Genomic DNA, 23,771 nt, shown 5'->3' with positions numbered 1-23,771 from the left:
ATGTGTGGGATAGCTGGAATACTAGACTTTGTCTCGCCACCGACGCAGCATGAAATTCGGTGTATGAATGACACTCTTCAGCATCGAGGACCTGATGATGAAGGTATTTATATCAAGGGACCCGCCGGGCTTGGGCACCGGCGCTTGAGCATTCTGGATCTCTCTGAGCATGGCCATCAACCGATGGTAGACGAATCGGGTCGGTTAGTTATTGTTTTTAACGGTGAAATCTATAACTATCAAGACTTGAAGGAGGCGTTGCTTGTTCAGGGTGCGCGATTCTATTCAAATACGGATACTGAAGTTGTTCTGAAAGCCTACCAGTACTGGGGGGTGGCATCTTTTGCAAAACTGGAGGGCATGTTTGCTTTCGCGATTTGGGATACGGACAAAGAGGAAATGTGTCTCGTCCGTGATCGATTCGGTGTGAAGCCCGTTTATTATGCTGTTGGTGAGCGGCAGCTCCTATTTGGCTCTGAACTGAAGGCGTTGTTGGCAACTCGCCGTTTATCGATCAATTTGAATGTTCAAGCACTTCATGAATATCTTTATTACGGTGCTGCGCTTGGAGAGCGCACATTTTATGATGATATCCATACTCTGCTACCTGGGCACTGTTTAACGTTTTCTGCAACTTCTGCGAGTCTAACTCGGTTTGCTGACTTATCTGTATACCAGACAGTTACGGATAATTATCAGGGGGCTACAACACAGGTTGCCGCGTTGCTCGATGACGCTGTACGAAAAAACCTGGTAGCTGATGTCCCTGTTGGTGTCATGCTGAGTGGCGGCATTGACTCCTCTGCAATCGCGGCAATTGCGGCAAAATATTACAACGGTAAACTGCAGACCTTTTCCGCTGATTTTGACTTCTCCGCCAAGAGCGAGCTACCAAGGGCTCGTGAATTAGCGCGCGCTATCGGGTCAGACCACCATGAATTTACGATCAAGTCTGTAAATCTCGAAGATACATTCATTGAGCTGGTAAGGTGTCATGATCAACCCTTCGGTGACAATGCGAATTTACCCATTTATCTCATTTGCAAAGCAATAAAGCCACATGTCAAAGTGATTCTGCAGGGAGACGCGGGTGATGAACTTTTCGGTGGTTATCATCGATATGCCCGGATGCGGTATGCTGCGCTTATTCGGCGTTTTTGGCCTGTCCTATCACCCGTATGGCGAATACTTTTCACTTCTGGGAAATTACAGCGAGCAATGCGGACATTTGATGCTTTTAGTGATCCCGATCCGGCTGCATCATACGGGCGGTTAATGTGTCAGGAGCAGCTAGACTCTGAACCTTGTCGGGTATTTTCCGAGGGGGTGCAGGAACAACTTAAATCCTATGATCCACTGTTGCAGTATCGTACTCAGTACGATACTGCAACAGTGGATGAGGTTCAGCGAGCCATGTTAACTGATTTGAATATCATCCTACCTAATGTATATTTTGAGAAGGTTGATCGGCCAAGTATGGCTCAGGGAATAGAGGTCAGGGTTCCATTTGCGGATAATGCGCTAGCATCATATGCAGCCTCGTTGCCAGCTAATTTTAAAGTGAAAGGGCTGGAAAAAAAGAGAATACTTCGGGCTGCACTAAGAGGCACTGTACCAGACAGTATTCTTGATGCGCCAAAACAAGGATTTGAAGTTCCCTTTAAACAGTGGTTGCGAGGGCCGATGTCAGGATTTGTAAAAGCTGTTCTACTCGATTCTGAAAACTTGCAATCCGGTTGGTTCGAACGAGGGCAACTGGAGAAATTGCTGGCCGAAAATCAATCCGGTACACGAGATCACGGGTTTCTGCTCAATAAACTTTTGAACTTGTGTTTGTGGCGTTCCATGTATATGTAACTGGAATCAGTCGTTAGGCTATTTCGAGATTTAATCCAGAGGAAAATGACACGGCTCCGGAAATCATTTCATCACTAAAATGTTCTGGTAAAACATTCTCTATAAAGATGATGTACCAGTACATAAAGTTGACTAAATTAAAATACAGCCGATTTCCTGGGGAATTGATGATTTTTGCAACGGCCTCAGGATTTAGAAGTCCTGTGCGTTTCGCAAAAATAGTGAGCGTTGATAACAGAGTTGAGAAGTCCTCGCGCCACTCCCGAACCGGTGCCGCAAAGCCCCGCTTTTGTTGGTGCACAATTCTGTGGTCCAAGTGACGTCCCGCAGTTTCTTTTATTAGTGGTTTCGTGCCTCTGTGTTGCATCCAGCTTTCTGGCAAGCTCATGGCTAATTCTACCATCCGGTGATCGATTAGTGGTGCTCGCGCCTCGACTGAAAATGCCATCCCCATTTTGTCTAATCGCATTAGCATAAGTTCAGGCAATCTAAATCTAATATCCGTGTAGCTCATCCAGCTACTATAGTCTGATGGTGAACGATATTGCTCAAAGTCAGCTCTTAGTGGCTTGATTACGCGTTCAAAGGTATCTGAATGCTGTAGTTCGTTCAGCACCACTGGGCCAAATAATTTATTCTTGCAGAATTCCGGGAAGTCGATCGCTCCGCTCCAAAATAGTAATTCGTTTTGTTTAGCGCGGTTGGCAAATTCAGGAAAAGGTGAGTACGGGTAGTGTGAGCGCAAGAATGGACTAATACAGCCGGCGAGGATTCGGGTCAACTTAGGGAAATGATATTGGAATGCTAACGCCTTGCGTATAGTTAACCAGTTTTGATATCCAAAGTATGCTTCATCACTTCCCTCACCAGATAACAGCACAGGAACGCCTGCTTGCTTTGCTGTTTTACAGAGATAGTAAATAGAAGTACAAATTGGTGCGGCTATAGGTTCATCTTGGTGGTAGCAAACTGCAAGTTGTGCTCTTAAATAATCCTCTCTCGAGATCGGTGTTTGGTAGTGTTTGGTGCCAAAATCGCTCGCGAGATTCTGAGCTTGAAGATGTTCATTGTAATTGGAGTGTTCCGGGTAGTGGGCTGTAAAGGTTGATAGTTTCTGGTGTTGATCACTTGCCGTTTTTAAAAGTAATGCGGAGTCGACGCCACCAGATAAAAAAAGACCAACTGGAGTGTCGCTTCCTAATTGGAGTGTGAGAGCATCATACTGGTACTCAGCAAACTGGTCGACAGCGGCTTGAAAGCTTTTCGGCTGAGTGGCCGCATGCGACAGAGGGTCCCACCAACGTGACCCTTGAAATTGTCCGGTATTCAGTTCAAATTGTATTAACCCCCCAGGCTCCAATTTCTTGATTTTTTCAAACATAGTGTTGGGCGCCATGACTGAGCGAAAGGATAAGTAGTCACAAAATGCGTTTAGATTTACTTTGGCTGTGTGTTGCGGCCATGAATTGAACGCTTTTATTTCGGATGAAAATGCCAGGTATGGTGCACTTACGTTGTAGTACAACGGTTTAAGGCCTAGTCTGTCACGGGCCAAGTATGCTTTTTGTTTTTGTCTGTCGACGATCACAAAGGCAAACATACCGTTTAGTTCATTAAGTAATGTGTCTATACCCCAGTGTTGGTAACCTTCTAGAATCACCTCTGTGTCTGAATGATTTGTTCTGAATTGCCGTCCTTCTGCTATCAACCGTTGCCTAAGTCGGCGGTGATTGTAAATTTCGCCGTTAAATACAATCGTGATGTGAGGTGCTTTAAAACCATGCATTGGTTGGTTTGCTTTGGATGTCCTATCAATGATGGCAAGACGGCGGAATCCAAGCACTGCATTTGATGTGGGTGAAGACCAAAAACCTTCAGCATCTGGACCGCGGTGTACAATTAATTGGGCCATATCACGAACGTGTTTTGTGTATTTTGAAGCTCCAGGTCCCAATACACCGACAATTCCACACATAGACTAATGTTCCTAATTATAGTTTGACTGAATAGAGGACAGTCGATGGATTAGCGGTGAGAAACATTTTTCGCTCCTATATTCGTCGCCTGATCTTAATGCACCCGTTACAAGGTTTTTGTAAAGTACTCGATCCTTTACAAGTTTGTTCATCGCTGTGCTGAGCGCTTTCCAATCCTTAGGAGGAACAATCAAGCCATTAATTTCATGGCTCACTACTTCCGGTATGTCTCGCCAGTTTGTAGCAATTACTGGCAGTCCAACCTGAAGCGCCTCAAGAATTGTTCCAGGTATTCCTTCGCCGGAGAAGTAGCTCGGGAAAATTAATGCATCGTATTCGCTCATTATGGATGCTGTTCGGGTCGAGGGGACAATACCACAGTAATATGCCTTGGAATGATTGTCGAATATGGAGGAGTTGATATTTAATTGGCCATAGATATCGAGCCGGCAATTTGAGGGCAAGGTATCGCTCGCTTTGAGTGCTTCAAAAATACCTTTTGATGGTTTTACCTCAGAAAAAAATAAAAATCGGTTTAACTGTTCAGGAAGTGGTCTTGCTGTGCGCTGTATGTCCCGAGAGTTAGACAACTGTTCGATGTTGCTCAATAGCGAACCTGCTCTTTTGCACAAAGACCTGGTTTGGAGAAATACTACGGGTAGTTGCTGAAGCATTTGTAGTAATTTGATTCGACGCTCTGACGATAATCTATCTTCAATGTAAGTATCGAAATCACCTCCGAACACTCTTACTATCAAGGGCTTTTTGAAAAATTTGCTGATCCTGTAGACTTTAGGGAATAGTGTTGTTAAGCCATTGACAGATACATTCAATACAATGAAATCGGATTTTTGGGCAAACAAGGCGATTTTAGAGATTATATTAATGCCGTATACCCGATTGACAATATGACGTTGAAATGTCGCTTTTTTCAACAATGGGCGGGAAGTATTGATTACAAGGGTTTCGAATTGTGGTTTATTATCGAGCCACTGGATAAAGTTGGAGAAATTAACTTTCGTACCACCTACTTTGTCACCAGAAATAGGTAGTGGTCCGATTACTAAAAGTTTTGTCATCCAATATCTCTAAAAGGATTGGTAGATTTAAGTGGGCTTGGAGCTTTGATTCAATTTTTGCCTGAAAATACTTTGTTCTTCATTCGGGAATGCAGAACCGGATTACCACTCTGAAAACGTTAGCTATACTTAGCAATTGCGTCAACAGGTGATTAGAGTAAGGAATCCATATTGCGTATTTGGTAGCTGTTTGATCACGGAAATGCACCTATATTGAGTTTGTTTTACCCATGCCGGACACCTATCTTGTTGGGCGCACAACGCCTTCGATGCGTTCAGTGCCAAACTTGACCCTGTTTTTACTTTATATTCTATATCTTGTTCCGACGGCAGTGCCATGGGATGTATTGCCATCCGGTGCAGCATCTGGTGCAAAAATTGTGACCTTGTGTTTCGCACTCTTACTCGTGCCGCCAATTAAAAACCAAACCGTTATCCCCCTACTTTTTGTTTTGTTGATCTCAATATTTTACATATGGTTATTAGTTGGTCACTTCTACACTCCATCTGAACTGTACTCGACATTTAAATCGCTAATGTTTGGAGTTCAGATTTTGATACCTATTTGGGTGTTATGTTACTTGGGAATGTCATTGGAGCGTCTTTATATACTGGTGTTTGCAATTGCGATAGGGCTATTTTTCTCTGTCTGTAACTTTGCCATATTTGGTGAATTTGTGAATAGTGCAATGCGCGTTAGAACGGATTCTTCCGGGGTGCGAGCGATCGCCCAAGTAATGGGAATTGGATTTTGTATTATTCTTTGTCGAATGTTTTATGAACGTTCAAGTATATTGCTGCAGTGGCTTCTGTTTGTTACGCTCATGATTCTGTTGTCAGTAATCGTAATGACAGGCACGAAGTCAGCCGTTGTTGGCTGCGTTCTAACTTTATTTACTTTAATTTTATTTCGATTTTTTTCTGGGAAGTTTTTCAGAACGGTACTGGTTGTCTTTTCAGTCAGCATGTTTACTTTTGCAATATTGAACTCGGTTTTGGATTTCCGAGAGCTCAGTAGTATTAAGCGCATAAAAGGTATGATCTATGTTGCAACCCAAACCGGGTCATTTGATCCTGTTCGGCAAGAGTCCTTTCAATTGGCGTATGAAGCTTTTCAGAGTGCTCCTTTGATTGGTATCGGTACAGGTGGATTTGCTTCATTAGATCACCACTTTCAGGAGGAAAACAGAGTTTATCCACATAACATTTTTCTGGAAGCAATGAGCGAGAACGGTATTGTTGGAGCTCTTTTGTTGTCAATCATATTGATCTCGGGAGTCGTATTTGCGGTTCATTGGGTTTGGTTTTTAAGTAAAAGACATCAAGACTTGCTTAACGTCAAAGGTCAGCGATTTTTGCAGAGGCTTTTGGTGGGAGATCTCTCTGTATTTCCCGCTGCGTTTGCAGTTGCTTATTGTTTTATGCTTTTAAATGCTCTTGCTGCAGGAGATTACATTAGTAACAACAGACTATTCTTGATGGCCTTCTTAGTGAGCCTGATTGGCTCTGAAACATACCGGTCATTGCCTACACAATACAATATTAGGCAATTCCGCAATTCTGTTCGCAACTCAATTAAAAACAACTAGACTTTTTTAACAGATTAAAACTGCAAGGATTTAAATTTGGACGTATTGTCGCTCGTAGGTAGAACCCAACCGCTATTCGTATCAGATATTGCAAGCCATGAAGCAATATTAAAAAGCCGAGTTGAGCAGGGGCGGTTTTTGGTTATAGGTGGTGCTGGTACGATTGGTCAGGCGGTGTCCCGGGAGATATTCAAGCGTAATCCTAAAGCGTTGCATGTGGTGGACATTAATGAAAATAACATGGTGGAACTGGTCCGAGATATTCGCAGTACGTTGGGTTATATTCAGGGAGAGTTTGCCACATTTGTCCTTGATGTTGGAGAGCGCTCATTTCAAACATTTCTGGAGCGTGAGCAACAATACGACTACGTACTGAATCTTTCGGCTTTAAAGCATGTACGTAGCGAAAAAGATCCGTTCACATTGATGCGTATGTTGGATGTGAATGTATTAAACACAGCTCAGTTGCTACAACACCCTGTGGTTCAAAACGCACGGAAATACTTCAGTGTATCGACCGATAAAGCGGCGGATCCTGTGAATATGATGGGGGCGAGCAAGCGTATTATGGAAATGTTTATGCTTGGTGTGAGTCCAACACTGCCAGTATCCATGGCCCGCTTTGCTAATGTTGCATTCTCTGATGGCTCACTGCTACATGGCTTTAATCAACGTTTTTTGAAACATCAACCAATATCAGCGCCCCACGACGTACGTCGTTACTTTATTACTCCGGAAGAGTCGGGTCAGTTGTGTTTGTTGTCATGTCTCTTGGGTGAAAACAGAGACAATTTTTTCCCAAAATTAACTGATGAATTGAAGTTGACGAGATTTTCCGATATTGCCGAGCGGTATCTTATTAGTCTCGGTTATGAACCAGTACACTGCCAATCGGAAGATGAAGCTCGGGAGCGTGCAGGTGAGTTGATCTCAGACAAAAAATGGCCCTGTTATTTTTTTGCAAGTGATACAACGGGTGAGAAAGACTTTGAGGTTTTCTATACCGATGAAGAAGATGTTGATGACAATCGCTTTGCCGATATTGGTGTAATCCGTAATTCGCCCATGGTGAACCTTGAAGCGCTAAACCAGTTTATTCGTGATGTCGAATCCATAAAGGCCGGCTCTACTTGGACTAAAGCAGATATAGTTGATGCATTTGATCGGGTACTACCCAGTTTTGCTCATCAGGAGAAGGGTAAGTATCTGGATGGTAGGATGTAATTTTATGACTCGATTGCTCGATATAACTTTGGCCTGTTTAGCTTTGATACTGTTCGCACCTATTATGGTCCTGATCATTTTGGTGCTGCGTTTTAGTGGTGAGGGCGAAATCTTCTTTGTGCAGGATCGGGTTGGAAAGCAGGGAAACATGTTCAAATTGCTGAAATTTGCGACCATGTTAAAAAACAGTCCAAATATGGGTACTGGTACCGTCACCTTGCAGAACGACCCCCGTATTCTTCCCGTAGGACAATTTCTTCGAAGGAGTAAGTTAAATGAATTACCCCAACTTTGGAATATTCTGGTTGGGGATATGAGCGTAGTCGGACCGCGGCCTCAATCAAAACGGTGTTTTGATGTATTCCCGGAGTCGACGAGGCGTTCAATTGTCAAAGTCAGACCCGGTCTGTCTGGGATCGGATCCATTTTATTTTCTGATGAAGAACGATTGTTGGCAGGAGAACGGTCAGAAGACTTCTATGATACTGTTATCGCGCCTTACAAAGGTGCGGTGGAAGAATGGTATATTGTAAATCAATCACTCCGAATCTATATATTGATCATTGTGGCAACGCTTTTGGTATTCATAATACCTTCAAAGCGATTTGTTTGGCGTGTATTCCCCGATCTTCCTAAGCCCCCTGTAGAGCTGCAATTTGCCTTTAATTGAATAATTTTCTCCGCAATATTTCGGTGACCAATTCCCATGGTACAGAATTTGAAACGCCCAGAATCTATCTCTGTTGAACATTCCGATATTAATACCCAAACGCAGTACCGCGAGCTTAGTTTAATTGATATGTGGCAGCTGTTGTGGAATGCAAAGTGGTTGGTTTGTGCGGTTACGACACTGTTTGCAATTGCATCTATCGTTTTTGCTTTGACCCGTTCAAATTTTTATCAGACAGAAGTGCTATTGGCGCCGGTTTCTGAGGGACCTGGGGGGCTTTCTGCTTTGGGAGATCTGGGGGGGTTGGCGAGTCTGGCGGGTATCCGGATTAGTCGTTCACAATCCAATAATCCTACGGTTAACGCCATGGCAAGCTTCACGTCAAAATTGTTTATTATTGAATTTATCGAAAAGTACGAATTATTAGTGCCGTTGCTGGGCTCGAAGTGGGATCCAGAACAGCGCAGAATGGTTGCTGATCCTGAACTTTACGATGAAAATCAGAAACTGTGGGTACGCGACGTGAGCCCGCCGAAGAAACCCAAACCGTCGTCACTTGAGGCGTATGAATATTTCATGACGTTACTTCAAGTGAAAACCGATGAAAGTACTGGCCTGGTCACTGTGACACTACTTTGGCAAGATCCAATTGAAGCGCAGCGGATGTTGGGTTTACTTGTTCAGGAGATTAACGAATATTTAAAAAATAAAGATCTTGTAGAGGCGCAAAAAAGTATTGAGTTTTTACAGGCTCAATTGAAAAAAACCAATTTGGTTGAGATGAAAGAAGTTGTTTTTCAACTCATTGAAAGCCAGATGAAAACAGTCATGCTGGCAGATGTACGGGATGAGTATGCATTTCAAACCTTAGACCCCGCAGTTGTTCCCGAACGTATAGCACAGCCCCGGCGGAAATTAATGGTAGTTATCGGTACGCTGCTTGGTGGTTTTCTTTCGGTGTTGATTGTTTTCCTGCGCTGGTATGTGCGAGAGCTGAAAGATAAATCTGCAGAGCCATTAAATGTGACTTGATTCAGAGCATCTTTTTTCTAATAGATTTACAGCGTGTAGTGTAGTCGCACCCAGAGCAATAAAAATCCAAAAAATGATCGAGTCTGGTGTGTTGTAAAAGGTAAAGAGAATACCTATAACCGCATAGAACGTTGCAAGTAGGATGAGTATGAGTACGGTAGCGCGTACACCAAATCCGGCGCGCAATAAAATGTGATGCAGATGTCTGCGGTCAGATTGAGTGGGTGAGGTTCCAGATATCAATCGTTTTACCACAACATTTGTTATATCCAATAAAGGTACGGCAAACAACCATAAGGAGACTGGCGGTGATATGACAGCAAGTTCTCCTTGACTGAGGGTAATCAGTGCCCAAGATATAATAAAACCGAGAAATACGCTGCCCGAGTCCCCTAAAAAAACTGAAGCTTGTGTGACCCAAGGGAAGCGAAAATTAAGCACAAAAAAAGCCGTGACGGAGACGCAAATGAAGAATAACAGGCGTATTTCGTACTCATTGCCCTTACTGTAGCCAATAAAAATTAAAGCGCTAAGTGTTACCAGAACCAAGCCTGCGGCGAGACCATCTAACCCATCACTCATGTTGACTGCGTTGATTGCACAGTTTATCGACAGCAATGTCACTGGAATAGCGATTAGGCCAAGCGAGAGATCCCCGAAAGTCAAAATATCTCCGAAGCTCGTTATTGCTGTATCCGTACTCCAGATCATGACCAGACCTGAGAGAGAGTAAACACTCAGTCGAGTTATGACTTTCAGATTTTTCCAGTCATCAAGCAACCCGGTGACCAAAACAATGCCTCCAATGAAGAAGATATTTGAATACATTTCAAATATAGGAGGAGAAACAATAGCCATTGTCATGGATCCCAGGTATATGCTCAGGCCACCAACGAGAGGGGTAGGAAAATCATGTTGCTTCCGGCCACCCGGCAAATCAACTAAGCCTACGGCTCGAGCTATCGGTGTGAGCAGATAAATGGCGGTTATTGTTGCCAGAAAAGAGGGAATCAGATGAAGTACTCCACTCATAAATTATCCATAAACCCCCTAAGTATTAGTGTGTCGACGCGCAGCAAATCCACCCTTTTTAAAATTAGATCAAACGATATAAATAGCAAGTGTTCCGATTTAATAAAATCGGCGCTTTACCTTGTGTTATGTGAACTAAACTACAACTAACAGGCAGCAAACAAAACTCAATAATATCCAGTATGCTGAACCCGGTAAGGAGATGTTTGATAAATGAAGTGGATGACAATTTTGGGGGCTCGTCCCCAATTCATAAAGGCAGCAACAGTATCAAATGCCATCAGAGCTTTTAATAGAGCACCCTCGGCACAGCCAATCGAAGATGTATTGGTGCATACTGGTCAGCATTTTGATGCGAATATGTCCCAGGTCTTTTTCCAGGAATTGAGCATCCCTGAGCCAAAGTATAATTTGGGAATTTCAGCCTGCTCCCACGGCGCGATGACCGGGAGGATGCTAGAACAAGTCGAAGTGTTACTGGAGCAGGAAAAACCGAATCTGGTAATCGTTTATGGTGATACCAATTCGACACTGGCAGGCGCGCTGGCTGCTGCGAAATTGCAAATACCTGTCGCCCATATTGAATCTGGTTTGCGCTCGGGCAATATGGCGATGCCGGAAGAAATCAACCGGATACTGACAGATCGAATCTCGAACTATCTGTTTTGTCCGACACGGGATGCGGTAGCCCATTTGGCTCGGGAAGGTTTGCCTGAAGGCGTTAACTGTGGTGATGTGATGTACGATGCCACACTGCATTACACTGAGCTTGCTCAGCAACGTTACCAGCTTGGTGATTGGCAACTGCAAGCGAAAGAGTATGTATTGGCGACTGTCCATCGTCAGGAAAATACCCATCAAGCTGACTCGTTGTCAGAAATTCTGCGCGCGTTGGATCAAATCGCGCAGGAAATACCCTTGGTATTACCGCTGCATCCGGGTACACGGAATCGAATTGCCGAGTTTGGCTTACAGAAGATGCTACAACATGTTTGTGTTATCGAGCCGGTATCCTATTTGCAAATGCTCCGACTCGAATCCGGCGCCAGTCTGATTTTGACGGATTCCGGCGGTGTTCAAAAGGAAGCCTATTTTCAAGGTGTGCCCTGTATCACCTTACGCAATGAAACCGAGTGGCTGGAGACGGTTGCAGCAGGGGTGAATGTTTTAACCGGTGCAAATGAGGCTCAGATTCTTGAGGCCTGGCAGATTCGTAGCGAGATGTGCAGTAAAACAGATGAGATGCCCTATGGAGAGGGAAGGGCCGCGGAGTTTATTGTTGACTACCTCGCGACCCGTTTGTAACGTTAGTCAGCCTGGAAAAAGGCCCGAATGACCTGAACCACCCTTTCCTGATCCTGTTCGCTCAAATAGGGCGACATGGGAATACTCAATACTGTCTGACTGGCTTGCTCTGCGAACGGGAAATCACCGGTTTGGTGTTGAAGTCCCGCAAAGGCGGTACTCAAATGCATGGGACAGGGGTAGTAAACCGCGCTGGGTATCTGTGCAGCAGTAAGGTGTGATTTGAGTGCATCCCGATTTTCACAGCGTAGGGTAAATTGAGCCCAACTGCTGTTCATATTCTCAGGTACTTTGGGCAGAGCCAGTTCTGGAATGCCCGATAATCCATCATGGTACCGTTGGGCGACCTGGTTACGCAGGTCACACTCTTCTGCAAAAACGGCCAGTTTTTCCAGCAGAATAGCAGCCTGCAGGGTATCGAGTCGACTGTTCAGCCCGATTCTGACATTGTCGTATTTGTCAGTCCCTTTGCCGTGCATTCGTAACGACATCAGTGTGTTGGCAATCTTTGCGTCTTGCGTCATGACGGCTCCACCATCACCAAAGCAACCGAGTGGCTTCGCCGGGAAAAAGCTTGTGCAGGCCACTGTGCCAAAGCTGCCGGCTTTTTGTTCGCCCACAGCACCACCCAGACCTTGTGCAGCATCTTCAATCAGGTAGAGATTATGTTTGTCACATAAGGCGCTGATTTTCGGGTAGTCGGCGGGCTGTCCGAACAGATCAACGGTAATGACGGCGCGCGCTGGCGTTCCCCTTGTCTCAAGGTCTGCAATAGTCTGTTCCAGTGAACTGGCAGAGAGATTGAATGTGTCTTGATCAATATCCGTAAACACCGGGATTGCACCGATCAGTGCAATGACTTCTGCAGTGGCAAAAAAGGAAAACGGAGTGGTGATGACCCGGTCACCGGGTTTGATCTCAAGCGCCATCAAGGCCAGTTGCAGCGCATCGGTGCCATTAGCTACGCCAATTGCGTGGTTGACGCCGATGAAGTGGGCGAGTTTCTCTTCAAACTCGGCAACCTCAGGTCCCATTATGAAACGCCCGTGGCGTAAAACCTGATCCATTCGGGTTCTGATTTTGTTTTCCAGGCGTTGGAACTGGGTGGTTAAATCGATAAATTCCATTCAGTTTTCCTGCACAAAGGCGGTAAAGTGATGAGTTTTTGAAAAATTTGGCACAGGTGTAGTGGGCTGCAGGCAAACGTCAGTGGCAAGATATCCATTTTAAAGTGCCGTTACTGAGTTCATAACGATCCCCGGTGTGTGGGCATATTGTGCTCCCCGAGCCCGTAAGGGGCAGATCCAGTTGTTCGCCATAACGGCTCATCCAGCCGATTTGCTGGGCAGGAACGCCGACGACCAAGGCGAAATCAGGCACGTTGCGGGTCACGACGGAGCCTGCACCAATAAATGCATATTGACCGATCTGGTTGCCGCAGACGATTGTACAGTTTGCGCCGAGCGTCGCGCCTTTTTTGACAATCGTTGGCCGATATTCCTTTTTTCGTTCAATAAATGATCTCGGATTATACACGTTGGTAAAAACCATTGAAGGACCACAAAACACGTCATCTTCCAGGATCACATCATCATAGACGGATACGTTGTTTTGAATTTTCACGTTGTGGCCAATGTTGACTTTATTGGCAACATAGACGTTTTGTCCAAGGCTGCAGTTACGGCCTATTTGGGCGGCACTGCTGATGTGGCAAAAATGCCAGATATGTGTACCTGCGCCAATGCTGGCACCAGCATCAACGATCGCTGATTCATGAACAAAATAATCCGTCATAGATTAGGGTTCTCCGTTTCTGAGGACGTACGCATTACTCCGCTTTTTGAGCGTGGGACAGCATGGGATGTTGTTCGCCAACAGAACTGATGGCAGCGTTTCGGATGTCATAAACTGTATTTATGGCGACCCGGTTTGTTTCAATTCCAAAACCTTCACCGGCAAGGATGCGTTTATAGCTTTCGGTATGTAAGTCATTAAAGCCGTTTGAAAACTCGATTTCCTTCCCGGAGACTAACATACTTCTGTAGGTGCGTTGATTCGTTTCCCGACATTGATCGGGCAAATGGCGTTCATCAATGGATAGAAACCAGCGCACTCTGGCTTGTTTGTATTCGAGATATCCGGCAGCATATTGCTCACTGTGATGATGTACCTGGTTAGTGCGCAGCTCGCCGAAAATAAAATGTAACATATCAAAAAAGTGAACACCGATATTCGTGGCAATACCGCCGGACTTCTTCTCTTCCCCTTTCCAGGACTGGAGATACCAGTTCCCACGGGACGTGATATACGTCAGGTCAACGTCGAAGACTTTGCCTTCCGCTTTTTCAACTTCAGCTTTGAGATCCAGGATTGAACGGTGTAGCCGGAGTTGCAGGATCGTGTTTATTTTCTGTCCGGTGTCCGACTCCATCGCTTGCAGTCCATCAATATTCCAAGGGTTCAGCACCAGTGGTTTTTCACAGATGGCATCTGCACCGTTTCGCAGTGCAAATCGAATGTGCGCGTCGTGGAGATAGTTTGGCGAACAAATCGAGATATAGTCCGCCGCTTGTCCTTGCCGGGCAAGTTTATACAGGTGGCGGTCGAAACGTTCAAATTCGGTAAAAAAATGAGCCTTGGGGAAATAGCTGTCAATGATCCCCACCGAGTCACTTCGATCCAAAGCGGCGATGAGTTCATTCCCGGTATCTTTGATGGCTTTCATATGGCGGGGTGCAATATATCCCGCTGCACCGATGAGCGCGAAGCTCGGCATATTGATATCCTTCTGATTCGTTTTTTATTTGAAATACACATGCTGAATCAAAGCATAGTAAATATTTGCAGTTTGGTGGATATTCGCAGCGAATATTATATCGAATAGCAGGAAAGCAGGGGGGAGGGGAATATGCACCGACGCCTGATTGGGGTCGGTGCATAGATATGACTTACAAGTTAGCCAGTATGGTATTGAATGTTTCACTGGGACGCATTGCCCCGGTTACTTTTTCAATATCCGGATGGTAATAACCACCGATATCCATCGGGCGACCTTGAGCTGCACTCAGTTCTTCAATAATCTTGGAGCGATTTTCTGAAATGGATTGCGCCAGGCCACTGAAGATGGTTTGCAGTTCCGTATCTTCGCTTTGTGAGCCCAGGAATTTCGCCCAGTACAGTGCCAGGTAAAAATGGCTGCCACGGTTATCGATTTCACCCACTTTACGTGAAGGTGATTTATCGTTATCCAGTAGTTTTTCGATCGCTTGATCCAGGGTTTTGGCCAGAATTTTCGCTCTGTTGTTTCCGGTTTTGTTGCCCAGATCCTCCAGGGAAACCGCAAGTGCCAGGAACTCACCCAGCGAATCCCAACGCAGGTGCGCTTCTTCGACGAATTGTTGAACGTGCTTCGGTGCGGATCCACCGGCACCGGTTTCATACATCCCGCCACCAGCCATCATGGGCACGACAGACAGCATTTTTGCACTGGTTCCCAGTTCCAGAATCGGGAACAGGTCCGTCAGATAATCACGTAAAACGTTACCGGTTACAGAAATGGTATCTTCCCCGTCTTTCAGACGCTCCATTGTGAAGCGAATGGCATTGACCGGTGACATGATCTGAATATCCAGGCCGTCTGTATCATGTTCTTTCAGGTATTCGGTGACTTTGTGGATCAACTGGGTATCGTGGGCACGTTTGGGATCGAGCCAGAACACCGCAGGGGAACCTGTCGCCCGGGCGCGGTTCACCGCAAGCTTCACCCAGTCACGAATCGGCGCATCCTTGGTTTGACACATACGCCAGATGTCGCCTTTTTCAACATCGTGTTGCATCAAGACTGTGCCAGCTTCATCAACAACGCGCACAACACCGGTACCTTCCAGTTCGAAAGTCTTGTCATGGGAGCCATATTCTTCAGCCTTTTGAGCCATCAAGCCAACGTTCGGCACGGTGCCCATGGTGGTGGGATCGAATGCGCCATTGTGTTTGCAGAAGTTGATAACTTCCTGGTAAATGGTTGCGTAAGTGCTGTCTGGAATAACCGCTTTGGTATCTTTCAGTTTTCCGTCCGGTCCCCACATCTTGCCGGAATTTCGAATCATGGCCGGCATGGATGCATCAACGATGACGTCACTGGGTACGTGCAAGTTGGAGATGCCTTTGTCGGAGTTAACCATGGCAATTTCCGGGCGGTTCTGGTAACAAGCCAGAATATCTTCTTCAACTTCGGAACGTTTTGAGAAAGGTAATTGTTCAATTTTCTGGTAGACGTTGCTCAAGCCGTTTTTAGGATCAACACCCAGCTCTTCAAAGGTTTCTGCGTGTTTCTCGAACAGGTCTTTATAAAAAACTGTGACACAATGACCGAACACAATCGGGTGCGACACTTTCATCATGGTGGCTTTAACGTGCAGTGAAAACAGCAAATTGGTGTTTTTTGCATCGTTTAGCTGGTCTTCGAAAAAGTCCCGAAGTGCTTGAGCTTTCATGCGCATGCTGTCGATTACTTCGCCAGCCAGAACATGAGTTTTTTCTTTCAATACTCTGATGTCGCCATTTTCGGCAACAAATTCGATGCGAACATCACCTTCTTTTTCGACTACAGTGGATTGTTCACTGGAATAGAAATCACCATGGCGCATATGGGCAACGTGGGTTTGTGAAGCCTGGCTCCATGGTCCCATTGAATGAGGGTGCTTGCGGGCGTAGGCTTTTACTGCTGCAGGTGCACGTCGGTCGGAGTTACCCTGCCGTAGCACTGGATTGACTGCGCTGCCCAAAACTTTTGAATAACGATCTTTAATATCCGCTTCCTGATCGTTTTGAGGGTCTTCAGGATAGTCTGGAATATCGAATCCCTGGGACTGTAACTCCGCAATGGCAGCCTTCAATTGTGGAATAGATGCACTGATATTGGGCAGTTTGATGATGTTTGCGCTCGGATCTAGTGCAAGCTCTCCGAGTTCGGTCAGTGCATCAGGCACTTTTTGTTCATCGGTCAGGTTTTCTGGAAAGTTGGCGAGTATTCTGGCTGAAAGGGAAATATCACTGGTTTCAACCTCGACATCCGCCTTTTGAGCGAATGCGCTGATGATCGGCAGCAACGAGTAAGTTGCCAGCGCCGGTGCTTCATCGGTTTGGGTATAGATAATTTTCGATATAGGTTTAGTCATCATTTTCCCATGCTTAAAAATGGATTGAATCAAGTCGGCCTGCCTGTGTTGTTGCGCTTTCAGGCCACTTTGTAAAGACGCTTGAGTTCATTGTTGTCCGTAGAAAGTCCGTTTTTCGGTGGACTTGGGCAAATGCCTCCAATCCTGAAAGCTGTCGATTTTTGATCTTAAACTTTCAAGATGACACAGGTTAGTCAGTGTATCTGAGCAAATTGCTGTTAAGGTGACTTTTGCGGCTCACCGTCAGCAAAAAGCAAACCGGGCTAGCCTAAATTCAGCCTTTCCGGGTTCGTGCAATAGGATACTCCAAGTCAGTACTATTTCCGAAGCAAGACAGTATTTATTTCGAAGATTTTCATTCTGACTTTTCGTTTCACGATAAGTTTAGCATGTGATACGAACAAAAACGGGATCTTTTGTTAGATAATCCTAAAACATGTAAGCAAAAAATGAACCATAATTTTTGCTGAACAATAAAAAACCCGGCATAACCGGGTTAAACTCAAGGTGAGAATTTCATGAAAGGCTTTGAGGTGCGGCCTGAATGCACCTCAATAAATCCGATAATTTAATGCTAGTAGATGCAGTGGAAAATGTCTGTACGCATTAAATGTCTGATTGTTACGAATTATAAAAATAGCCTATGGTACATTAATCGATGTATAGTTTTAGTTCTAATCTATAGCAGTCCGATTTGGTCATGGGGGCCCGACTCGACGGTTTCGAACTCTTCGATTAATTTTGTCAGCCGGGCATGTTCCGTCGCACTGCTGCCGCTATGGAGGTAGCGTTTGACTTGTGTAATTACATGAAGTGCTTTGTTGTGACGGTAGTTCAGACTCAAAAGCGATTTCGCAACAAAGTCACTGTCCTGACCCTGTTCCCGTAGCTCTGCGGCCTTTGTTAATGCCTGCTTTAACTCGTCTTCTGTGGGTTTACCCATAACGTAGCCTGTTGCAATTTCAATCAGTACCTTATCAAGTTTAACTTCAAAGACCGGCAGGTGAGAAGCCTTTTGGATGTTTAATGTAGTACTGAATTTTGATTTCTTGTGTTGTCTTGCTGGCCAGTTCAAGTCGCCATTGCATGACACCCCTATGGTCATGGTAATCCTGAATGGTCGGGGCTGGGGTCATTTCCAGGTTTTTAATGTTAATTTTATCGGTTTTGGGGACAGGAATTGCTTCATACAGTTCAATGCAGATAGCTTCATCTTTCAGGTTCTCCACTGTGAGAATCAGGGCCATTTCACGTGCGATATTTTGCCGGTCCATCATGCCCAGCAGGGTTTCATTCTGTTTATCCGTAACGATCTTACGCTGGACCCGAACCTGACGATCAATGCCCAGGTTCAATAACAGATCTTCGCCCGCTTTTTTATCCTCTACATGCGTACTGCCAACGAACTGCTGCCCATAGTGCAAGTTGAGACGTCCGGCCATCAGATCATGATCGCTGTTGACCTTGCTCACCAGAAAAACCTGATTGCTCTCGCTGGGGACACAATAATAGTAAAACGTCCCCGTTAAGGACTTAGTTTCCAGCGGGTACAAAGCCTGACGCTCGCCACTGTTGATACTGGCTGTAAAGGGAAGTTTATATTCACAGGCCAGGCTGGACTGGGTTTTCTCCGAGCTGATGTAGCTGGCCGCAGGTTCCGGTTCTGCCATCATCTCGCTGTCTTCCAGAACAAGATCATCAAACTCGGCAACATTTTCCTCAACACTCCCGGCCATTACCGGGGCAGCGCCTACCGGCATTGACGGGAGGGAGCGATTGAGGCGTGGTTCAGACAGGTACCAGCTTTTGAGGTCCGGTAATCGACTGTTGCGAACTGGAACCATATTGGTACACACGAGTGCGACATCGGTCCAGTCTTCACCGGAATCCTGGCTTATCTGTGCAAACAACTGCAGTGAAATTTGTGAGTGGTCTTCAGGTACCTGTAATTTGTAGATAGCGGACCAGCTGGCTTTGGGTACGATATAGCTCACGCGGATCGTAATATCCTGAGCTTGGTCAGATTGAAAAATGACCTCTATGGTATGGCTGCTTTTATTGCGCGAATGGCTGTGTTGCCCCAGGCTGCGTGTTACAACGTCGAGCTGTTGGTCGAGTTCGTTTATTTGCTTTTCGACCCTGAGTGATTGCCGATCCAGTTCTTCATACTCATTGTTGAGAAACTTAAGCAGTGTGGTCAGGTTGTCTACATTAGGGAACTGTGTTTTGATTTCAGCCGGTATCTCAATTTTTGCAAACCCGGCAACTGAATCCAGAAACTTGCGTTGCTTGTCCAGCCGGTCTTTGCTTTTCAACAGCACTTGCCGATCATTATTGAGGTTGTCTTTTTGTGCTTGCAATGCCGAAACTTCCGGATGTTGTGACATCGCGATGGCTTGTTGCCGGTGTTGCAGCCCCAATATCTCACCCTGACCAATTACCTGTCCCTGCAGTGAATCCCGATCCAACAGACTGGCTTGAGTCTCAACAATAATATGCTGTTGCCCCGAGTTGACCTTTACCCGGACCACCCGTTCGACAACAGCCTGCGAAGCATAAATAAGTACCTGGCGAATTTGATTCTGCGCGCCAGCCGTGATGATCTGGGATTGGCTATTGGACATGGAATTCCCGTCTCCATAATTGATAAAATCTGTCCTTTCAGCTTAGCAGATGTACGCGTTGTTGGAGCGGACATTCGTGCACATGCGACTCCATGCGTTCGACGGGGGCAACAACGTAGTTCTATGAACAGGCGGGCTAGTCAGACAGAACTCAGACAGAACTCAGACAGTAATCAGACAACAGCCAGATAATGTGATGAGCCGAGTAGGGGATAGGGATGAGGTGCAGAAATGTTCCGCACCTCGGGAATAATTGGATAATCCGGTTTACTTCAATCTTCCAACCAATTCCATTTGTCCCGGCACGGTGGTCAACGTGGACCAGTTTGCGGGGTCTGTTGAGTTATAGATGATGGTCTCTGCCGCAGTTTGATCTGTTCGCAACATCCAGGAGATATCGCCCAGTTCTGCATGGTCGAGTGTGCCATATTGAACCCGGGAAATAGTCGGCAACACATTTTCAACCTTGGTCGCTGTAGCAGAATCGTCGGTCAGATCGAAACTATGAAACTCCCAAACATCCCGAATCAGAGAACGAGCTGTTGTGGAACTGTCGATTTCTGCCTGTGCTGCTTCAGATAAAATCAGAGTATAACCGGTATTACCCATACCACTCATGGTTGCCATAGCCAGGCGTGCATCATTGGTCAGGTTTTGCATGTTCATTACATAGGAGTCATCCCATTCATTGGTCCCGGACAATACCCGGATGACGCATGGTGGGAAGGAGAGGTCTCCCTGATGGAAACCCAACGCAACTTCATCATGGGATGCAAAGTAGATATTACCTTCCGCGTCCTTCGCAGAGGCTGAAACACCACCACATTCTGTAGAGGTGTCAGAGGTGACGGTATCAGTAGTGGAGTCAACAATGACCAGTTTACTGTGAGCGGCGTTGGACCAGTCAGCCTCATAGTAGGTGATCACGGCAACAAATCTGTCGCCGTCAGTGGTTGGGAAAATCGACCAGCGGTTAGGTAGCGTTGGTTCATCCAGATCTGCCAGAGAAATCGTACCCGTTACGGTCATCTCGGTTGGGTTAAATATGATGATCTGCAGTGAATTCGGGTCGACGATATACCCTTTGGTCGGAGACATGATCTTCGAGGCACGCATCAGGTTTCTGCCGTTGGATACACCTTGATTGGTGAAATCAATTTCTTTATCCAGGGTAATTTCACCGTCGTCGCTTACGACGTAACGCTGAAAGACGGGTTCAGGATTCAATCCGACAAAGAAGGCATTATCAGGATTGTCTCCTTCTGGCAGTGCGACTCCAAGGTACCCCTCCAATGCCAGGGCATCGGCTTCATTGAATACGGTATTTTCATCCAGAGAATCGGTGACAAAATGCATTGCGATTCCGTCATCAGTTGTCCAGCTGGTGCTTTTGACTAAATATAACGCACCCTCTGAGCTGCTGCTGTTATCGTCTGGTACGGAGGTGTTGCCGTCGTTGTTGCTTGTTGGAGAGTCACTGTCTGAGCCGCATCCTACCAGTGACAGGGCAATAACCATGCTAGGCAGTAATTGCGAACAAAATTTACTTGCTTTCATTGAAACATCCTACAAATAGCTTGAAAAACGCGCAATCGACCTGCTTTACCAATTTACGTTACCGTGGAGATAAGTAAGGTAGAATCGAATCCCGTTCTGATAGAAAAAGTCAATCGCCCTTTGATTTAATGGCGTCATACCAACTTCAGTGGTATACCAAATTTGCGCGGCGCAAACGATAACAATTATCATATGCAAAAACAACAAGCCTTCTGCGCTGTTTACAATTGTTACAATTCGGATAGTTACAACCTATTGTTCCGAGTTAAATGATAAAGGTATTAGCAATCATTCGTATTTATTTCGTGCAGTGGATAAAAAATATTGATATAACTGCGGCGCTGACTGAGCTGCTCGCGTTATTACTTTTCAGGTTAAGACTTACCCAGTAAGAATTTGGTGCTCTATACCCGACACACGCTCTCGTATCCTAAATTTTTAAAATGCATTACAGGATGTTTATATGATCAAACACTTTTCTGCGGCCCCGACCTCTTGTTTCAAATGGCTCGCTTGTGTGCCCGTCGTGGCGGCAATTCCCTTAAGTAGCTGGGCACAATCAAATGGATCAGAAAATACGGAAGAGGAGAGTCTGGAGCATCAGGAAGTTGTGATTTTCGGAAAATCCGAAGAGGATGAACTGATTGAATCTGCAAAAGCGGTCGATGTGGTAGACATCAAAGCAGATCAGAATTTAACCGCTGATATGGGGGAGATTCTTGCACGAGTACAGGGGGTCGGTGTTAGACGGAGTGGTGGCCTGGGTTCTCGAGCGCGTTTTTCCCTTAATGGTTTTAGCGATGATCAGGTACGTTTTTTTATTGATGGTATACCGCTCGATATGTCGAGTTATACCTTTGACATTAGCAACATACCGGTAAACCTGGTGGAACGAGTCGATATCTATCACGGTGTAGTGCCCATCAAATTTGGGGCCGATGCTCTGGGTGGAGCGGTTAACCTGATTACCGACAACAATGTCGAAGGTACCAGTGGGTCAGCGTCTGTTCAGTATGGCGACTTTAATACGTTCAGATCTACATTGAATCTGACCCATTTGGATGAGGACAGTGGGTTATTTGCGCGGCTAAACGCATTTGCTGACGGTTCAGATAACGACTATGAAGTTGACGTGCAAGTGCCGAACGAAGTAGGCCGCCCCGAACCAGCAAGGGTTAAGCGATTTCACGATACTTATAGTGGTAAGGGCGCCAGCCTGGATCTTGGTATTGTTGACCAAAGCTGGGCGGATCGTTTGCAGATTAGTCTGTATACCAGTGAATATTCAAAAGATATTCAACACAGCGCAAATATGAGAGTTGCGTATGGTGAAGCGACCGTGGATCGTGAATCCCGTGGCATTAATATGCGCTATCAACATCAATTGACCGATACACTTGAGCTTGAGGCTGCTATCGGTCATTCAGAGATTGATACCCATTTTATTGATATCGCTGATTTTTCATACAATTGGTTGGGTGAAAGAATTGTTACGGGTACGCCATCTCCTGGTGAAATAGATGATGCCACAAACCGTTTGGCCTGGGATGAAAGGCAGTTCGCAAGAATTAATCTCGGCTGGCAGATCGGCGCCGGACATCTGCTGAACTTTTCTTACGCGCCAACCTGGAATGATCGTACTGGCAAAGAGCAATTGCTGGCTGAAGGTGACCGGGACCCCCTGAGAGCATTACGGGATTTATACAGTGTTGTGGCCGGCATTGAGCACACCATGGACCTGCTCGATGACCGGTTGCAGAACATCTTATTCGCAAAACACTACCGACAGGAAATACGATCCGAACAACCGGGATATGCCAGCAAGGTATTTGTCCGTTCTGATCGGGCTATCAGTAATCATGGCTGGGGTAATGCAACCCGTTACAAATTCACAGACTGGTTATTTGGTAAATTTTCATATGAATACGCCACTCGTCTTCCCCGTGCAGAAGAAATTTTCGGTGATGCGGTTCTGATTATTGAAAATTTGGATCTGGAAGAGGAAACCAGTCATAACTATAACCTGTCCTTAACTGTAGACGGCCTGGAAAGCGATTTTGGTTATTGGCGGGCGGGCACGAATTACTTCATCCGTGATGCAGAAAATCTCATCGTTTTGCTGGGGTCCGGTGACAAGCTTTACTATGCAAACGTCCTGGGCGCCGAATCGAAAGGTATACAAGCCGCAGTCGGCTGGACTTCGCCTGAGGGCTTTATCGATATCGATATGAATTTCACTACATTTGATTTAACCAATACCTCAGATGATGGACTGTTCGCGAAATACAAAGGGGATAAAATTCCGAATAGGCCGTATCAGTTTTTCAACTCCACAGTCGGGTTGAACTGGACGAGCGTGTTGGCAGATTATGACAAAGTAAAACTGAATTGGAACGCGCGCTTTGTGGATGAGTTTTACCTGATCTGGGAAAGTGTCGGCTTAGAGCAATTTAAAGAAACCGTGCCGTCGCAGACCAGTCATTCCCTGGCACTCACGTACACACGGGATATAGATCGCTATACGTTCAACGTCAGTGCTGAAGTACAGAACCTGACAGATGAAAAGCTGTTTGACTATTATGGTGTTCAACGGCCAGGTCGGGCCTTTTATGTGAAAACAACCGTTGATTTTTAACGGATCATGAGTTG

The 23,771-nt window shown here is 45.7% G+C and carries 17 protein-coding genes; 7 read left to right on the top strand and 10 right to left on the bottom strand.

Going from position 1 to position 23,771, the window contains the following annotated elements; all coding sequences use genetic code 11:
- Positions 1-1,857: an asparagine synthase (glutamine-hydrolyzing) gene (gene asnB / locus OLMES_RS27320; RefSeq protein WP_087464173.1), complete on the top strand. Its 1,857-nt coding sequence runs from the start codon at positions 1-3 to the stop codon at positions 1,855-1,857.
- A 13-nt stretch (positions 1,858-1,870) separates the two neighbouring features.
- Here the strand turns inward: asnB (OLMES_RS27320) and asnB (OLMES_RS27315) are convergent, their stop codons facing one another.
- The gene (gene asnB / locus OLMES_RS27315; RefSeq protein WP_087464172.1) at positions 1,871-3,832 is read right to left on the bottom strand and encodes an asparagine synthase (glutamine-hydrolyzing); all 1,962 of its coding nucleotides are present in this window, start codon (positions 3,830-3,832) and stop codon (positions 1,871-1,873) included.
- A gap of 12 nt (positions 3,833-3,844) precedes the next feature.
- Complete coding sequence (locus tag OLMES_RS27310; RefSeq protein ID WP_087464171.1) at positions 3,845-4,912, bottom strand: glycosyltransferase family 4 protein; 1,068 nt, start codon at positions 4,910-4,912, stop codon at positions 3,845-3,847.
- 230 nt (positions 4,913-5,142) lie between these two features.
- Between OLMES_RS27310 and OLMES_RS27305 the strand changes: the two genes are divergently transcribed.
- Genes OLMES_RS27305 through OLMES_RS27290 form a run of 4 tightly spaced genes read left to right on the top strand, consistent with a single transcriptional unit; the run spans position 5,143 to position 9,427 of the window.
- Positions 5,143-6,501, top strand: coding sequence for an O-antigen ligase family protein (locus tag OLMES_RS27305; RefSeq protein ID WP_087464170.1), 1,359 nt, complete (start codon positions 5,143-5,145; stop codon positions 6,499-6,501).
- 36 nt (positions 6,502-6,537) lie between these two features.
- Positions 6,538-7,725, top strand: a complete 1,188-nt coding sequence (locus tag OLMES_RS27300) for a UDP-N-acetylglucosamine 4,6-dehydratase (RefSeq protein WP_087464169.1) — start codon at positions 6,538-6,540, stop codon at positions 7,723-7,725.
- Between the two features lie 4 nt (positions 7,726-7,729).
- Positions 7,730-8,395, top strand: coding sequence for a sugar transferase (locus tag OLMES_RS27295; RefSeq protein ID WP_087464168.1), 666 nt, complete (start codon positions 7,730-7,732; stop codon positions 8,393-8,395).
- Between the two features lie 36 nt (positions 8,396-8,431).
- Complete coding sequence (locus OLMES_RS27290; RefSeq protein WP_087464167.1) at positions 8,432-9,427, top strand: Wzz/FepE/Etk N-terminal domain-containing protein; 996 nt, start codon at positions 8,432-8,434, stop codon at positions 9,425-9,427.
- Here the strand turns inward: OLMES_RS27290 and OLMES_RS27285 are convergent.
- Entirely contained in the window at positions 9,413-10,459 is a 1,047-nt protein-coding gene (locus OLMES_RS27285; protein WP_087464166.1) for an MraY family glycosyltransferase, read from the bottom strand. The genes OLMES_RS27290 and OLMES_RS27285 overlap by 15 nt on opposite strands.
- A gap of 213 nt (positions 10,460-10,672) precedes the next feature.
- Here OLMES_RS27285 and wecB point away from each other — a divergent pair, with 213 nt between their 5' ends.
- Positions 10,673-11,764 (top strand): non-hydrolyzing UDP-N-acetylglucosamine 2-epimerase, encoded by a 1,092-nt coding sequence (gene wecB / locus OLMES_RS27280; protein ID WP_087464165.1) that lies wholly within the window; start codon positions 10,673-10,675, stop codon positions 11,762-11,764.
- Positions 11,765-11,766: 2 nt separating this feature from the next.
- On the opposite strand, the gene OLMES_RS27275 is transcribed toward wecB, so the two are convergent.
- From OLMES_RS27275 to OLMES_RS27245, 7 genes are all read right to left on the bottom strand, one after another.
- On the bottom strand, positions 11,767-12,891 hold the full coding sequence (locus OLMES_RS27275; protein WP_087464164.1) for a DegT/DnrJ/EryC1/StrS family aminotransferase: 1,125 nt from the start codon (positions 12,889-12,891) through the stop codon (positions 11,767-11,769).
- 79 nt (positions 12,892-12,970) lie between these two features.
- Positions 12,971-13,558 (bottom strand): acyltransferase, encoded by a 588-nt coding sequence (locus OLMES_RS27270; protein WP_087464163.1) that lies wholly within the window; start codon positions 13,556-13,558, stop codon positions 12,971-12,973.
- A gap of 34 nt (positions 13,559-13,592) precedes the next feature.
- Positions 13,593-14,540: a Gfo/Idh/MocA family oxidoreductase gene (locus OLMES_RS27265; protein WP_087464162.1), complete on the bottom strand. Its 948-nt coding sequence runs from the start codon at positions 14,538-14,540 to the stop codon at positions 13,593-13,595.
- Between the two features lie 172 nt (positions 14,541-14,712).
- Positions 14,713-16,941, bottom strand: a complete 2,229-nt coding sequence (locus OLMES_RS27260) for an NADP-dependent isocitrate dehydrogenase (RefSeq protein ID WP_087464161.1) — start codon at positions 16,939-16,941, stop codon at positions 14,713-14,715.
- 679 nt (positions 16,942-17,620) lie between these two features.
- Complete coding sequence (locus tag OLMES_RS27255) at positions 17,621-17,884, bottom strand: hypothetical protein (protein ID WP_087464160.1); 264 nt, start codon at positions 17,882-17,884, stop codon at positions 17,621-17,623.
- A 46-nt stretch (positions 17,885-17,930) separates the two neighbouring features.
- The gene (locus OLMES_RS27250) at positions 17,931-19,565 is read right to left on the bottom strand and encodes a mucoidy inhibitor MuiA family protein (RefSeq protein ID WP_087464159.1); all 1,635 of its coding nucleotides are present in this window, start codon (positions 19,563-19,565) and stop codon (positions 17,931-17,933) included.
- 267 nt (positions 19,566-19,832) lie between these two features.
- Positions 19,833-21,122, bottom strand: a complete 1,290-nt coding sequence (locus tag OLMES_RS27245; RefSeq protein WP_087464158.1) for a hypothetical protein — start codon at positions 21,120-21,122, stop codon at positions 19,833-19,835.
- A 463-nt stretch (positions 21,123-21,585) separates the two neighbouring features.
- Between OLMES_RS27245 and OLMES_RS27240 the strand changes: the two genes are divergently transcribed.
- Positions 21,586-23,757: a TonB-dependent receptor plug domain-containing protein gene (locus tag OLMES_RS27240; RefSeq protein WP_087464157.1), complete on the top strand. Its 2,172-nt coding sequence runs from the start codon at positions 21,586-21,588 to the stop codon at positions 23,755-23,757.
- The last annotated feature ends 14 nt before the right edge of the window (positions 23,758-23,771 follow it).

The sequence above is a fragment of the Oleiphilus messinensis genome (genome assembly GCF_002162375.1).
In the GTDB taxonomy this organism is placed as follows: domain Bacteria; phylum Pseudomonadota; class Gammaproteobacteria; order Pseudomonadales; family Oleiphilaceae; genus Oleiphilus; species Oleiphilus messinensis.
The sequence above is the reverse complement of the archived record's forward strand: the minus strand, read 5'-3'. Positions and strand labels throughout refer to the sequence as shown.

Bases quoted from the DNA above. Each gene is read 5' to 3' on its own strand.
- asnB (WP_087464173.1), top strand. From the start codon at position 1: ATGTGTGGGATAGCTGGAATACTAGACTTTGTCTCGCCACCGACGCAG.
- asnB (WP_087464172.1), bottom strand. From the start codon at position 3,832: ATGTGTGGAATTGTCGGTGTATTGGGACCTGGAGCTTCAAAATACACA.
- OLMES_RS27310 (WP_087464171.1), bottom strand. From the start codon at position 4,912: ATGACAAAACTTTTAGTAATCGGACCACTACCTATTTCTGGTGACAAA.
- OLMES_RS27305 (WP_087464170.1), top strand. From the start codon at position 5,143: ATGCCGGACACCTATCTTGTTGGGCGCACAACGCCTTCGATGCGTTCA.
- OLMES_RS27295 (WP_087464168.1), top strand. From the start codon at position 7,730: ATGACTCGATTGCTCGATATAACTTTGGCCTGTTTAGCTTTGATACTG.
- OLMES_RS27290 (WP_087464167.1), top strand. From the start codon at position 8,432: ATGGTACAGAATTTGAAACGCCCAGAATCTATCTCTGTTGAACATTCC.
- OLMES_RS27285 (WP_087464166.1), bottom strand. From the start codon at position 10,459: ATGAGTGGAGTACTTCATCTGATTCCCTCTTTTCTGGCAACAATAACC.
- wecB (WP_087464165.1), top strand. From the start codon at position 10,673: ATGAAGTGGATGACAATTTTGGGGGCTCGTCCCCAATTCATAAAGGCA.
- OLMES_RS27275 (WP_087464164.1), bottom strand. From the start codon at position 12,891: ATGGAATTTATCGATTTAACCACCCAGTTCCAACGCCTGGAAAACAAA.
- OLMES_RS27270 (WP_087464163.1), bottom strand. From the start codon at position 13,558: ATGACGGATTATTTTGTTCATGAATCAGCGATCGTTGATGCTGGTGCC.
- OLMES_RS27265 (WP_087464162.1), bottom strand. From the start codon at position 14,540: ATGCCGAGCTTCGCGCTCATCGGTGCAGCGGGATATATTGCACCCCGC.
- OLMES_RS27260 (WP_087464161.1), bottom strand. From the start codon at position 16,941: ATGACTAAACCTATATCGAAAATTATCTATACCCAAACCGATGAAGCA.
- OLMES_RS27255 (WP_087464160.1), bottom strand. From the start codon at position 17,884: ATGGGTAAACCCACAGAAGACGAGTTAAAGCAGGCATTAACAAAGGCC.
- OLMES_RS27250 (WP_087464159.1), bottom strand. From the start codon at position 19,565: ATGTCCAATAGCCAATCCCAGATCATCACGGCTGGCGCGCAGAATCAA.
- OLMES_RS27245 (WP_087464158.1), bottom strand. From the start codon at position 21,122: ATGAAAGCAAGTAAATTTTGTTCGCAATTACTGCCTAGCATGGTTATT.
- OLMES_RS27240 (WP_087464157.1), top strand. From the start codon at position 21,586: ATGATCAAACACTTTTCTGCGGCCCCGACCTCTTGTTTCAAATGGCTC.